Source organism: Pedobacter sp. CFBP9032 (genome assembly GCF_034045265.1).
Classification (GTDB): Bacteria; Bacteroidota; Bacteroidia; order Sphingobacteriales; family Sphingobacteriaceae; genus Pedobacter.
The window spans coordinates 421,208-435,679 of sequence record NZ_JAXCWE010000001.1 but is presented as its reverse complement, the minus strand read 5'-3'; the positions used below and the strand labels follow the sequence as shown (position 1 = coordinate 435,679).

Genomic DNA, 14,472 nt, shown 5'->3' with positions numbered 1-14,472 from the left:
ATAAAGAAAATACAAATTATGTCAGGACATAACGAATCAATACTTAGAGAACCATTAATTACCGGCGATAATATCACGTATGCTAAGATTACGGATGATATTTTGAGCCCGGTAGAAAACAAGCCAAACAAAGCTTGGTGGATTGGTTTCATCGTTGCCTCTTTAGGTGCTTTACTTTGGGTAGTAGCTGTTAGTTACACTTTCTGGAATGGTATCGGAGCTTGGGGCTTAAATAAAACAGTTGGTTGGGCTTGGGATATCACCGGTTTCGTATGGTGGGTAGGTATCGGTCACGCTGGAACACTAATTTCAGCAGTACTATTACTTTTCCGTCAGAACTGGAGAAACTCTATTAACCGTTCTGCAGAGGCGATGACCATCTTCGCCGTAATCTGCGCAGCAACTTATGTAGTATCACACATGGGCCGTCCATGGTTAGCTTACTGGGTTTTACCATTGCCAAATCAGTTTGGATCACTTTGGGTAAACTTTAACTCACCACTGGTATGGGATATGTTTGCCATCTCCACTTATTTCTCTGTATCATTATTATTCTGGTACACAGGTTTATTACCGGATATCGCAACCATTCGTGACCGTGCAGTGGGTACCCGCAGAAAAATCTATTCTATCTTCTCTTTCGGATGGAGTGGAAGTGTTAAAACATGGCAACGTTTCGAAGCTGTATCATTAATTTTAGCAGGTATCTCTACACCACTGGTACTATCGGTACACACGATTGTATCCATGGACTTTGCAACATCGGTAATTCCAGGATGGCACACGACAATCTTCCCTCCATACTTCGTAGCAGGGGCGATTTTCTCCGGTTTTGCCATGGTATTAACCTTATTATTGGTGGCTCGTAAAGTGTTAGGTCTTGAGAATTACATCACCATGTTCCACATCGAATCGATGAACAAAATCATCATCTTAACTGGATCTATCGTAGGTGTGGCTTATTTAACCGAGTTCTTCATTGCCTGGTATTCAGGTTCAGAATATGAGCAATATGCCTTCATTAACAGATCTACTGGTCCTTACTGGTGGGCATACTGGATGATGATGACTTGTAACGTAATCTCTCCGCAGTTACTATGGTTTAAGAAAATCCGTTTAAGCATCAGAGCAACCTGGATTTTATCAATCGTGGTAAATATCGGTATGTGGTTTGAGCGTTTCGTAATTATCGTTACCTCATTACACCGTGATTATATTCCATCAAGTTGGGCAATGTTTTCGCCTACCTGGGTTGATGTAAGTGTGTTCGTAGGTTCGATTGGTTTATTCTTTACTTTATTCCTATTATTCTTAAGGGTATTACCATCAATTGCTATTGCAGAGGTTAAGTTATTATTGAAATCTGCAAGTGAGCAAGCGAAGATGAAACAGATTAAAGAAGGGCATGAGAATAAAGAATACGTTGCAGAATACGTAGAGTCTTTACAAAAATTTGATAGTGTTAAACAAGAAGATTACGCAAAAATATAACAATGAGTAATATCAAATATATTTTAGGCAGCTTTGGCGATCCTGACGAAATGATGCATGGCATCGAAAAGCTTCAGGAAAATAACATCAGTATTTATGATGTATATACCCCAATGCCTATCCACGGAATAGAAGCCAAATTAGGAATTAAAAGATCTAGAATTGATATTGCAGCATTTTGCTTTGGTATCACCGGAACCTGCGCAGCATTTGCATTGATTTATTTCTGTGCAGTGATTGATTGGAAAGTTAATATTGGTGGTAAGCCATCTTTTGCCTTGCCAGATTTTATTCCAATAATGTTCGAATTAACAGTACTTTTTTGTGCTTTCGGAATGGTGTTAACTTATTATGCTTCTACGCATTTGTTTCCAGGAAGATCGCCAAGAGTAATGGATCTTCGTGCAACTGACGATCGTTTTGTTATCGCTATTGATGCAAAGGATAATGCAGCACACACTGTTATTGATGGATTATTAAAAGATGCAGGTGCTTTAGAAGTAAAGTATAATGAAAGGAAGTACATTAGCTATGAATAAGAATAAATTTGTTTATACCGCGTTTTTAGCTATCGCTTTTGCAGCTACTTTCACAGCTTGTAAAGATAAACGCAGTACTGGTTTAGAGTATGCCAGAAATATGTATGATCCGATTGCTTTAAATCCGGATCAGCCAGTAGATACCGCACATGTGCCAAGCTTTGGCGGGCATGCTGCTCAATTACCACCAGCAAATACAAAACCAGTAGGTTTTACAGAATACGATGAGTATCCTAATACCAAAGAAGGATATGAAGCAGCAGGTGTGAGCATGGTAAATCCATTACCAGTTGATACCATCAATCTGGCCGATGGTAAACATTTGTTTACCGTGTTTTGTAGCCCTTGCCATGGCGATAAGGGAGATGGACAAGGACATTTAGTAAAAATTGAGAAATTTAGCGGTGTTCCGGCTTATCAAACAGGTGCTTCATCAAGGGGTGGTAACATGGTAGATCTTACACCAGGTAAAATTTATCACACCATTACTTACGGTGTAAATAACATGGGCTCGCATGCTTCACAAATTACGCCAACAGATCGTTGGAAAGTAGTGATGTATGTTCAACAATTACAAAAAGGACAATAGTAAAGCAGAATATAAATGGGAACTCACAATATTAATTTTAGTGAACAATTTGAGTTTACAGGTAAAGTAAAAACTTTAAGTATAATCGGTATCGCTTTAGGTGTTGCTGCTGTTGCTTACGGTTTCATTGCTGGAGATAAAGTAATGCACGAGCGTACTTTTGCCAACCTGTTGCTTATGGGATACTACTTCGCATGCGTTTGTATGTCTGGTATGTTTTTCCTTGCTGTTCAATATGTAGCGCAGGCTGGTTGGTCTGCATCTATTTTACGTGTACCGCAGGCAATGGCTAAAACTTTGCCTATTGCAGCTGTATTACTGATTGTAATTATTTCGGCAGGTCTATTTACGCACAACTTATATCATCACTGGCATGCAGATGGATTAACAGATCCAAACAGCCCTAACTATGATTCATTAATCGCAGGTAAAGCCGTTTTCTTAAATGTTCCATTCTTTTTAGGTCGTCAGGTTGTATTTTTAGGTGTATATAGCATATTTGCAATGCTTTTTGTTAAATTATCCTATAATGAAGATTTAGCAGGTGGACTTGAGTCATATAGAAAAGGATTTAAAAATGCTTGTATCTTTTTAGTAATCTACGGATTTACTACACCGATCTTTGCTTTTGATACCATCATGTCTTTAGAGGCACACTGGTTCTCTACCATGTTTGGTTGGTATAACTTTGCTGCCATGTGGGTAAGTAGTTTAGCTACGATTGCAATTATCCTGATCTTATTAAGAAGAGCTGGTTATATGCAATGGGTTAACAATAGCCACTTACATAACTTAGGTCAGTTTATTTTTGGTTTCTCTATCTTCTGGACATATGTTTGGTTTGCACAGTTCTTATTAATCTACTATGCAAACATGCCTGAAGAAACCGTTTATTTCTACAGACGTTTTGAATATTACAAGTTTTGGTTTTTCTTAAACCTGGCCATGAATTTCTTAGCTCCTGTATTATTGTTAATGGATAGAGATAATAAAAGAACAGATGTGAAATTATTGTTCGTATCTATTGTAGTTCTTTTGGGCCACTGGGTTGATTATTATCAAATGATTATGCCAGGTGCAGTAGAAGATGGTCATAATGGATTTGGTGTAATCGAGATCGGAACTGCAGTTGGTTTCGTAGGATTGTTTACCTTTACGGTTTTAACATCATTGAGTAAAAAACCTTTGATTGCAAAAAATCACCCATTATTACAAGAAAGTTTGCATCACCAACTTTAGCAGGTGACATTATAAGGGCAAATATTTATATTATTATTATAATTAGCAGTACAGCGTACTACTTTTAAGAAAATGAGTTTAAGAAAGTTTATCACGAATAAAACGACCGCAGCTTTAGCAGTACTACTTACTGTTTTAGCGAACACGAGCGCGTTTGCGCAGGACGCATCAGTAGCAGGTGCCGCCGCGGTACCGAAAGTTGATATGGGTGAGATCTATAAGTCAGTAATTTTTTATATTCTGATTTTCCTTGCCGTATGTTTATTCATTGCCATTATTGGGAAATCAATAAAAGTATATGAGTTAAGCCGCGAAGCGCAAGGTAAGCCGGTAGGTATTAACTGGAACAGGGTTCATGCGAGTTTATTTGCATTGTTCCTGGTTTTAGGTTTATACGGTGTGTATTGGGAATATACCGTTCATGGTTCAATGTTGCTTCCTGATGCGGCTTCTGAACATGGAAAGAAAATCGATGAAATGTTCAACCTTACGTTGATTATTACGACCATCGTTTTCGTTTTCACACACATTCTATTATTCGGATTTTCTTATATCTACAGATATTCTGCTAAAAGAAAAGCATATTATTACCCACACAATAATACGATCGAAAAAATCTGGACTATTGTTCCTGCATTGGTTTTAACCGTATTGGTATTAATGGGTTTCTTGACCTGGAGATCAATATTCTTCAAAACAGAAGATCCAAATAATAAGCCATTACAAATTGAAGTTACTTCAGAGCAGTTTAAATGGTCTTTCCGTTATCCTGGAGCTGATGGAATTGTCGGTGAGAAAAATTATAAACTTACAACAGCTACGAATCAGTTAGGTATCGATTTCAAAGATATTCACTCTCGTGATGATGAAATGGCTGATGAGATGGTTATTCCGGTTGGAAAACCAGTTAAATTGATCTTAACTAGTAAAGATGTTATTCATAGTTTCTATATGCCTCACTTCAGAATTCAGTTGAACACTGTACCAGGTATGAGAACATTCTTTGAATTTACGCCAACAAAAACTACTGCACAGGTGCAGCAAGAAACAAACGATCCTAATTTTAAGTTTATTCTTCTTTGTGCTAAAATCTGCGGATCTGGTCACTACAACATGCAGAAAGTAGTAAGGGTGGTTTCTGATGCAGAATACAAAACGTGGCTGGCAGAACAGAAAACATATTTAAATGACGATTTGAGAAAAGAATTTAATTTGCCGGTTGCTCCTGCTGCCCCTAAAGCGGCTTCAGATTCATCAGCTACTGATTCATCAGCTGTGAAAACAAACCAAATGGCTTTAAATAAATAATATTACCGCAGAGCGAAAGAATTATGTCAACAATAGCATTACACGACGAACACAATCACGATCACGCTGATCATGGACACCACAAGGAAACTTTGATTTCCAAGTATATCTTCAGCATGGATCATAAAATGATTGCTAAGCAATATCTAATTACAGGTATTATCATGGCAGTGATTGCGATGGGCTTATCAATTTTATTCCGTATTCAATTGGCATGGCCAGATAAAAGCTTCCCTTTCTTAGAAACATTTTTGGGAAAATGGGCTGAAGGCGGTCGTATCAAGTCTGATTTTTATTTAGCCTTAGTAACCATTCACGGTACCATTATGGTATTCTTCGTGTTAACAGCGGGGTTGAGTGGTACTTTTAGTAACTTATTAATTCCACTACAATTAGGCGCCAGAGATATGGCATCGCCATTTTTGAACATGCTTTCTTATTGGTTGTTCTTTATGGCTTGTGTGGTTATGATGTCTTCATTCTTTGTTCAAACCGGACCGGCATCTGGTGGTTGGACAGTTTACCCGCCATTATCTATTATTGCGAAGGCAATGCCTGGATCAGGTATGGGGATGACCTTATGGTTAGTGAGTATGGTTCTTTTTGTAGCCTCATCTTTAATGGGTGGTATTAACTATGTAAGTACCATCTTAAACATGCGTACTAAAGGGATGGATCTTTGGAAAATGCCTTTAACCATCTGGGCACTTTTCTTAACTGCTATCCTGGGTATCTTATCTTTCCCTGTTCTTGTAGCTGGGGTAGTGTTAATGGTATTCGATCGTAGTTTTGGTACCAGTTTCTATCTATCTGATATTGTTATGGGTACTGATATTCTACCTAATGAAGGTGGATCTCCAATTTTATGGCAGCATTTATTCTGGTTCTTAGGTCACCCTGAGGTATATATAGTAATTATGCCAGCATTGGGTATCTCTTCAGAAGTAATCTCAGTAAACTCCCGTAAGCCGATCTTTGGTTACCATGCAATGGTTTACTCATTAATTGGTATTACTGTACTTTCGTTCATTGTGTGGGGTCACCACATGTTTGTAACAGGTATGAATCCTTTATTAGGTGGTGTATTTATGATTACCACTTTAATTATTGCAGTACCATCTGCAGTAAAAACCTTTAATTACCTGGCTACTTTATGGCGCGGTAATATTCGTTTTACTCCAGCGATGTTATTTGCAATCGGTTTAGTTTCATTCTTTATCTCAGGTGGTTTAACTGGTATTTTCTTAGGTAACGCATCATTAGATATTAACTTACACGATACATACTTTGTTGTTGCCCACTTCCACCTGGTAATGGGTTCTGCAGCGATCTTCGGTATGCTTGCGGGTGTTTATCACTGGTTTCCAAGAATGTTCGGCAGAATGTTAAATCCTAAATTGGGTTACTTACACTTCTGGTTAACCTTCATTGCAGCTTACCTGGTATTTTTCCCATTACACTTTTTGGGTTTAGATGGTGTACCTCGTCGTTACTATGCTTTCACTGAATTCGAGTTCATGAAAAAATGGTTAACAGTTAACGTATTTGTAACCTGGGCAGCAATTATGGCCGCCTTAGCACAAGTAGCCTTCTTATTTAATTTCTTCTATTCCGTTTTCAAAGGAAAAATAGCTCCTCAAAATCCTTGGGAAGCAAATACCTTAGAGTGGACAGCACCAGTGGAACATCTTCACGGTAACTGGCCGGGAGAAATTCCTACAGTTTACAGATGGCCATATGACTACAGTAAACCTGGTCATGATGTAGATTTTATTCCGCAAACGGTTCCTTTCTCTCAAACAATGAGTTCTAACTTGCCTCACGATTTTGAAGGTAATGCAGAAGCAGAAAAAATACAGCAAGATTGGGAATTGGCTAATCCGATTGAAGAAAATAAAGGCTAATTAGAAAGCTTTAATACAATTTAAAAGGGGTATCTGATTAAGTTTCTGCTTATCCAGATACCCCTTTCACATAAAAAAGTATAATGATCAGCAGATCAGAACAACGATTCATCAGGATTAATTTAATAACTATTATCGTTACGCTAATGGTTATTCTTGCCGGCGGTATTGTAAGAAGTACAGGATCTGGCATGGGTTGTCCTGATTGGCCAAAATGTTTCGATCGGTATATTCCGCCTACGGATATATCGCAGTTACCTGCAGATTATAAAGAAAAGTACGTAGCAGGCCGGTTAAAGAAGAATGAAAAGTTTGCCAAGTACTTAGAGAGTATGGGCAAAGTGGCTCTGGCAGATTCGATCAGACACGATCAAAGCATTACGGTGCCTGAGGAATTTAATGCAACTAAAACCTGGGTAGAGTATGTCAACAGGTTGGCAGGCGTTTTGGCTGGGCTCTTCTTACTTTTAACATTGGTTTACTCTTTCACCTATAGAAAGACTGCGAAGCGGATTATTATTTTAAGCGGACTGAATATTTTAGTAGTTGGTTATCAGGCCTGGTTAGGTTCGATAGTAGTTTCTACAAACCTGGCGCAATGGGTGGTTACGGTGCACATGCTTTTAGCGCTGGTTATTTTAGCAATAGCAATTTATACCTACAATTACGCGAAGCAACTGAATAAAACACCTTCGGTAATTATGTACCGGATTCTTTGGTTGAAGGGCTTTTTATTGTTCACCGTATTTTTAAGTATCCTTCAGATTGTTTTAGGTACAGAGGTAAGAGAGTCTGTTGATGTAGTAGCGAAATCGCTATCAAATGGTTTAAGGGATACCTGGATTTCACGATTAGGTTCCATTTTTAAATACCACAGAGATTTGGCCATATTGGTCGTGATCGCAAATGTGATTGTATATAAAATGGTAATTGATCGTTTTAGTGGGAAAGCAGCACCGCTTTTAACGGCAAGATTTATTCTGGCTACGTTGCTGATTCAGTTATTAAGTGGTTTTGCGCTTGCTTATTTTTCGTTTCCACCAGCAGCACAGGCATTGCATATATTATTCTCTACGTTGTTATTTAGTTTACAGTTTTATTTGTACTTGTTGGTTTACCGTACCAGTACTTATAAGCAATAATATTTAAGGAAGTTGAAACAGTTTTTTTCAGATTTTTCTAAGCTCATCAAATTCAGGCTATCGTTTACGGTCGTGTTTTCGGCATCAATTTCCTTTTTGATCGGGCAGAAGATGCAGGTAGGAAGGGAACATATTCCTTCAATAAATTGGGGAGATTGGTTGATACTTATCGCAGGTGGCTTTTTGGTTACTGCTGCAGCCAATTGTTTTAATGAGATTATTGAAAAGGATCTGGATAAGTTGATGTCTAGAACTAAGGATAGACCAATGCCTGCAGGAAGGATGACGACTGGGCAGGGCTTAATTATTGGAGTCTTTATGGCTTTTTTGGGTACCTGGTTGTTAGGAAAACTAAATCTCGAAACAGGTTTGCTTTCCGTATTCTCTATCTTGCTGTATGCATTTGTTTATACACCGCTAAAAAGAAAATCTCCAATAGCAGTATTTGTAGGCGCTATCCCTGGAGCTTTGCCACCACTAATTGGTTATTTGGCTGCATTTGGTAGCTTGAAGGCCGAAATGTTTCATGAGATTGATTATTATATTGCCGGAATTCTATTCCTGATTCAGTTTGTTTGGCAGTTTCCGCATTTTTGGGCGATTGCCTGGGTACTGGATGACGATTATAAAAAAGCTGGTTTTAGACTGTTGCCTACTAAAAAAAGAGATCAGACTTCAGCTCTGCTTACTTTTTTAACTACGCTAATTTTAATTCCGGTGAGTCTGCTTCCAACCTTTTATGGTTTTGGAGGTTATTACATTGCAGGCTTATCGCTAATTGCCGGACTCATTTTTAGCTGGCTTGCATTGAAACTTTTATTGAGCAGGGATCTTGCAGATGCAAGGAAAGTAATGTTCTGCTCTTTTTTTTACATCCCGGCTGTACAGTTGGGTTTATTATTAAATTTTATAGCAAAATAATTTTATGGTGCTAACAATGGAAAAGATCCAAGATACATTTGACCCAAAACCCCGCAAGTTTATTGTGTGGCTTTTTGTGGTTTCTTCCACCATTATGTTTGGTGGGTTTACTAGTTATTACCTCGTATTTGCAGCATCTAAAGGTAAAGGTCATGGTTTAGTATTGCCTGATGCCTTTATTTATAGCAGCCTGGTTATTATTGCCAGTAGCATTTCACTTGTTCTCGCAGCTAAAGCGATGAGGAAACTAAACTTCAGCCTGCAGCGCAACCTATTATGGCTAACCGTAATTTTAGCGATTGCTTTTGGTGTAATGCAATTTAATGCATGGGGCAGTATGGTTAAAACCGGAGCAACACTAGTAGGCAATAACGCCGCAATTTCATTTATCTATGTGGTTTCTGGTTTACACTTACTGCACATTATAGCTGGCGTTGGACTCATTATCAATGCCCTGGTAGGTAGCTACAAGAACATCTCACCTGCTAAAAGCAAATATAGAATGGAAATTGCTTCTATTTTTTGGCATTTTATAGATATATTATGGATATATCTGTATGTTTTTTTACTTTTGAACCGTTAAATTTGTTAACAAACTATTATACTATTTCCAAATGAATTCAGTATCACAATTAGATCAAGTTAAAACCGGGCCATGGAATGGTGGCCGTTCTCCGTGGTCGGTAGAATATGGCAAAATCATGATGTGGTTTTTCCTCTTGTCAGATGCTTTTACCTTTTCATCTTTATTAATCTATTACGGTGCGCAGCGCTTTTCTAAATTAACATGGCCTGATCCTGATTTGGTTTTCCAATCCGTTCCAGGTATCACTGATTCTGGTGCTCCACTAGTATTTGTGGGGATTATGACCTTCATCCTGATCATGAGTTCTGTAACCATGGTTTTGGCTGTAGAGGCTGGACACCGCCGAGCAAAGAAAGAAGTAATCTGGTGGATGGTTGCAACCATTATTGGTGGTTTCATGTTCTTGGGCTGTCAGGCTTTAGAATGGACACACTTACACCATGAAGGGTTTTGGTTTGCTCAAATTCCAACAGCTGAGAAATTGAAGGAATTCTTCACTGGCGATGTTTCTGTAGTTGCGGCACAGCAATTTGCTAACTTGTTTTTCACCATTACCGGATTTCACGGCTTCCACGTATTCAGTGGCGTAATCATTAACATTATTGTGTTGATCATGACTATCAACGGTACGTTTGAAAAGAGAGGTCATTATTTAATGGTTGAGAAAGTTGGTTTATACTGGCACTTTGTAGATTTAGTGTGGGTGTTTGTATTTACATTCTTCTATTTGGTTTAATTCATCACATTTATAAAATATTATCATGTCAGAACATCACACACATACAGAAGGGCACGAAGAGCACGCAGGTTTATCAAAAGGTAAAATCTGGCAAGTGTTTGGTATCCTTTTATTGATCACAGTAATCGAATTCATAGTAGCACTGTGGGTTTTACCAAACCGTTACATGAGTCATTCAGTCGGTAACTTCGTTTATATCGCTTTAACATTAGTAAAAGCATTTTATATTGTTGCCTATTTTATGCACCTGAAATATGAGAAACTAGGTTTTCAGCTTTCTTTAACATTATCGTTAATTTTCATTATTTACTTTATTGTTTTAATGTTAATTGAAGGTGGATTTTTGAATATCCACATGATGAATCATTAATGAAAGGGAAATCCATCCAAAAAGCAATAATCCTGGTAAGCACATTAGCTGTACCGGGATTTTTGTTTTTTTACTTATTGCCTCAGTTCGCGAAGAACAGATATAAGAGCCTCCCAGTTTTTGGAGAGAAGGTCGTTGCCTCAACTTTTCATACCGTAAAGGGTAAAAAGATACCTGATACGATTTATCATCAGATACCTGATTTTAAACTCATCAATCAAAGTGGCGACAGCGTTTCCTGGGCAACTTTGAAAGATAAGATCACCGTATTAAACCTGGTTAATACCGAAGCACCAAATGCAGGGGTAACTAAGTATCTCCAAACCTTAGCAGAAGGCTATGAAAAGAAGCCGCTGGTAAAGTTTTTAAGCTTGTCTGTAAATCCTGCTGATGTAACCAACGTTAAAGCTTATGCTGCTCAACTGGGTGCTAAGCCGGACAAGTGGAATGTACTTGCCGGAGATACCAGCATTACTTATCCGCTCATCCGCAAGGGTCTTCTATTAGATATAGTGAGCGATGAAAGTCAGGAAAAACCGCGTTATATTTTTAGCAATAAAATATTATTGATCGATGTGCAGCATCGTATAAGGGGTGTTTACGAAACCGATAGCCCGGAATCTACCGCCCGCCTGGAAGATGAAATTAAAGTGCTGATTGCCGAGTATCTGAGGAATGTTAAAGACGGACGATAGCAGTTTTCAGTTAACAGTTAACAGTTAACAGTTTTCAGTTGGCAGTTTTTAGTTAACAGTTTTCAATTAGGAGTTTACAGTTATCATTTCACGATGATCAGATAACCATATCAATGCAATTGTTCTCGACCAGTACTATAAAATATTAATATCTTAAACTCATGGAAAATTCTTCAATTGAGAAAAAATATAGCAAATGGATTATTATTCTTTCCATCTTCATACCCGTAGCAGTTGCATTTTTGTTTGTAGTGAAGCTTAAGGATTTGGGGATCGATGCACCTACGCTTCCTTTTTTACCGCCTATTTATGCCACCATTAATGGTATTACTGCTGTATTATTGGTTATTGCCGTATGGGCCATTAAAAATGGGAAGATTGTACTTCATCAGAATTTAATGAAATCTGCCATAGGTTGTTCCTTATTATTTCTGGTAATGTACATTGCCTACCATATGACAACACCCTCTACTAAATTTGGTGGTGAGGGGGCAATTAAATACGCCTATTTCTTTATCCTGCTTACGCATATTTTACTTTCTATCGCGATTATTCCATTGGTCTTGGTTACCTACGTAAGGGCTTTAGCTCAACGTTTCGATAAACACCGCAAAATTGCACGAATTACGTTCCCTTTGTGGCTATATGTAGCCATTACAGGTGTAGTGGTTTACCTGATGATCTCACCATATTATCAGCATTAAAAATATTCAGGTTTTTAATGTTGTTTTTTACTAAACAATAGACAATATTTTGTATTATTGGTACTTGCTTAGGCCTTCTATTCAGATCGCTTAGGTATATCTCATTTGATATCCTCGTGATTTACTTATTTAAAACGAATGATGACCAATTGAAATATGGCTTTTAAGGATTGTGATAAAGAGCGAGAACTGATTAAAGAAATTGTTGAGGGGAGTGAAAAAGCATTTTCGATTCTATTTTTTAATTATCTTCCTGTTTTACAATCATTTGCCTTTAAGTTTACGAAGTCTGAACATGCTTCAGAAGAAGTTATTCAGGATGCTTTTCTTCGGATCTGGCTAAACCGCGATAAGTTAGAACACGTTGAAAACGTAAAAGCCTACTTATATAAATATGTATCTAATGAATGCCTGAGCTATCTTCGGAAGAAATTAAAAGAAGATAGGGCTATTGATTTATTAAAGAGCCGCCACTCCGATTTTGATAATGTTACGCTGGATGCTATTCATCTGAATGAAATAAATAAATTAATTGCATCTGCAGTAGGGAAATTACCCCAACAAAGAAGAAAAATCTATGAATTAAGCAGGGGTGAGGGTAAAACTATTCCTGAAATTGCAGAGATTTTAGAATTATCAGTGAGCACCGTTAAAAATGCCCTGGTTATTGCCCTGAAAACCATTCGGGAAAACCTGATTCAGCATGGTATTTCGTTAAGTTTATTGTTTTTGCTAGAGATCTTTGAAAAAAAACAATAAAAAAATAATTTTCCGATAGTCCTAAATCATTTCCTTGGCTTCTTAGTATAAGATCTATGGAAGAAAGAGTAATATTTCTGGTTAAAAAATTCGAGTCTGGTCAATTGGCTACGGATGAGAAAACTGAATTACTTAGTTTGATAGACGAATACCCCTCCATTGTATCTGCAGAAATAACCAATATGCTTAATGCATTTGAATCTACTCAGGCCACATCAGATTCGGAAAATGTTGACTTCGATAAATGGAACCAGGTAATTAATCACATTTTATCGGTAGATCGGCTGGTGACTCCTAAAAAAAGATCAATCAAGATCTACTATAAGGGGTTGGCTGCAGCAGCTGTGCTCGCACTTGCATTAACCGTAACATTACGCATTCAAAACCACAGCTCAAAAAAGCATGTTTTCTTAACGGATATTGCTCCTGGCGGGAATAAGGCTACCTTAACACTAGCCAATGGCAGGAAAATTTCCTTAAACGATATCGCTAATGGCGATTTGATTAAAGAAGCGGGCTTATCTATTTCCAAAACCACTAATGGACAATTGGTATATAATATTGAAAAAAATAGTGCTATAGCGGATGATCAACAGGTTAATGTGATCTCAACGCCAAATGGTGGAGAGTGGCAAATACGTTTACCTGATGGTTCCCTGGTATGGCTGAATGCACTTTCTTCACTGGAATACCCACTAAACATTGGCACAACAACCGTTAGGAAAGTCAAATTGAAAGGCGAAGCTTACTTTGAGGTTGCTAAAGACAGCAAGCATCCTTTTATAGTTGAAACGGATAAACAAAAATTAGAAGTTTTAGGTACGCATTTTAACATCAATAGTTATACGAACGAAAGTCTGACTAAAACAACATTGCTGGAAGGAAGTGTAAGGATTTCAGCAATTCAGAACTTAAATGAATACCAGGTTTTAAAACCAGGTCAGCAATCGGTATTATCTGAAAATGGAATTAAAATTAAGGCGGTAGATACTGATGAATCTGTAGCTTGGAAAAATGGATATTTTATGTTTAACAACGAAAAGCAAGAGAGTATCCTCCGTAAAATTGCCCGGTGGTATAATGTCAAAGTAGAATATGCCGATAAAGAAGCCAAAGATGTAATGTACTATGGTACAGTAAGCAGATTTGATAAAATTTCTCAGGTGTTAAGAAAATTTGAACAAACCGGCGAAGTTCGTTTCGAAATGCAGGGAAACAAGCTTATTGTTTACAAAGATTAACGAAGAAAAGATGGTAGAGTAACTAACTGCTATCTCTAAAAATACTATTAACAATCAACCTTAACCTAAACCAAACAAACTATGCAAAAACTTCGACAACAGCACTGACGTTCGAAAGCCAATGAGATAAAAAAAGGAGTGCTTGCAACACCCCTTTAATTTATCTGTCTGGCTATTCCGGTAAACCGGAATCGATTTAATATTAATTATTTCTTGGATAACCGCGAAAGGCACAAAATGCGCTT

At 37.7% G+C, this 14,472-nt stretch carries 15 protein-coding genes; all 15 read left to right on the top strand.

Features of this window, described 5'->3' with window-relative positions; translation table 11 throughout:
• Positions 1-18: 18 nt before the first annotated feature.
• The 15 genes from nrfD (at position 19) to SOM16_RS01745 (ending at position 14,227) form a co-directional block, all read left to right on the top strand.
• Complete coding sequence (nrfD, locus tag SOM16_RS01815) at positions 19-1,491, top strand: NrfD/PsrC family molybdoenzyme membrane anchor subunit (protein ID WP_320462274.1); 1,473 nt, start codon at positions 19-21, stop codon at positions 1,489-1,491.
• Positions 1,492-1,493: 2 nt separating this feature from the next.
• A complete protein-coding gene (locus SOM16_RS01810) occupies positions 1,494-2,030 on the top strand; it encodes a DUF3341 domain-containing protein (RefSeq protein WP_320462273.1) in 537 nt (178 codons plus the stop codon).
• Positions 2,002-2,619 carry a cytochrome c gene (locus SOM16_RS01805; protein ID WP_320462272.1) on the top strand — a complete coding sequence of 206 codons (618 nt, stop codon included), beginning with the start codon at positions 2,002-2,004 and terminating at the stop codon, positions 2,617-2,619. The genes SOM16_RS01810 and SOM16_RS01805 overlap by 29 nt, the downstream gene beginning before the upstream one ends.
• A 15-nt stretch (positions 2,620-2,634) precedes the next feature.
• Positions 2,635-3,858: a quinol:cytochrome C oxidoreductase gene (locus SOM16_RS01800; protein ID WP_320462271.1), complete on the top strand. Its 1,224-nt coding sequence runs from the start codon at positions 2,635-2,637 to the stop codon at positions 3,856-3,858.
• A 72-nt stretch (positions 3,859-3,930) separates the two neighbouring features.
• The gene (locus SOM16_RS01795) at positions 3,931-5,166 is read left to right on the top strand and encodes a cytochrome c oxidase subunit II (RefSeq protein WP_320462270.1); all 1,236 of its coding nucleotides are present in this window, start codon (positions 3,931-3,933) and stop codon (positions 5,164-5,166) included.
• Positions 5,167-5,189: 23 nt separating this feature from the next.
• Entirely contained in the window at positions 5,190-7,070 is a 1,881-nt protein-coding gene (locus SOM16_RS01790; protein ID WP_320462269.1) for a cytochrome c oxidase subunit I, read from the top strand.
• Between the two features lie 83 nt (positions 7,071-7,153).
• The gene (locus tag SOM16_RS01785) at positions 7,154-8,212 is read left to right on the top strand and encodes a COX15/CtaA family protein (RefSeq protein ID WP_320462268.1); all 1,059 of its coding nucleotides are present in this window, start codon (positions 7,154-7,156) and stop codon (positions 8,210-8,212) included.
• A gap of 12 nt (positions 8,213-8,224) precedes the next feature.
• The gene (cyoE, locus tag SOM16_RS01780) at positions 8,225-9,133 is read left to right on the top strand and encodes a heme o synthase (protein ID WP_320462267.1); all 909 of its coding nucleotides are present in this window, start codon (positions 8,225-8,227) and stop codon (positions 9,131-9,133) included.
• Positions 9,134-9,149: 16 nt separating this feature from the next.
• The gene (locus SOM16_RS01775) at positions 9,150-9,716 is read left to right on the top strand and encodes a cytochrome c oxidase subunit 3 (RefSeq protein WP_320462266.1); all 567 of its coding nucleotides are present in this window, start codon (positions 9,150-9,152) and stop codon (positions 9,714-9,716) included.
• 31 nt (positions 9,717-9,747) lie between these two features.
• The gene (locus tag SOM16_RS01770) at positions 9,748-10,455 is read left to right on the top strand and encodes a cytochrome c oxidase subunit 3 (RefSeq protein WP_320462265.1); all 708 of its coding nucleotides are present in this window, start codon (positions 9,748-9,750) and stop codon (positions 10,453-10,455) included.
• 25 nt (positions 10,456-10,480) lie between these two features.
• The gene (locus SOM16_RS01765) at positions 10,481-10,828 is read left to right on the top strand and encodes a cytochrome C oxidase subunit IV family protein (RefSeq protein WP_320462264.1); all 348 of its coding nucleotides are present in this window, start codon (positions 10,481-10,483) and stop codon (positions 10,826-10,828) included.
• Positions 10,828-11,523 (top strand): SCO family protein, encoded by a 696-nt coding sequence (locus SOM16_RS01760; protein ID WP_320462263.1) that lies wholly within the window; start codon positions 10,828-10,830, stop codon positions 11,521-11,523. Before SOM16_RS01765 ends, SOM16_RS01760 begins: the two co-directional genes overlap by 1 nt.
• A 161-nt stretch (positions 11,524-11,684) precedes the next feature.
• A complete protein-coding gene (locus SOM16_RS01755; RefSeq protein ID WP_320462262.1) occupies positions 11,685-12,227 on the top strand; it encodes a DUF420 domain-containing protein in 543 nt (180 codons plus the stop codon).
• 156 nt (positions 12,228-12,383) lie between these two features.
• On the top strand, positions 12,384-12,986 hold the full coding sequence (locus SOM16_RS01750) for an RNA polymerase sigma-70 factor (protein ID WP_320462261.1): 603 nt from the start codon (positions 12,384-12,386) through the stop codon (positions 12,984-12,986).
• A gap of 56 nt (positions 12,987-13,042) precedes the next feature.
• On the top strand, positions 13,043-14,227 hold the full coding sequence (locus SOM16_RS01745; protein WP_320462260.1) for a FecR family protein: 1,185 nt from the start codon (positions 13,043-13,045) through the stop codon (positions 14,225-14,227).
• Positions 14,228-14,472: the final 245 nt, after the last annotated feature.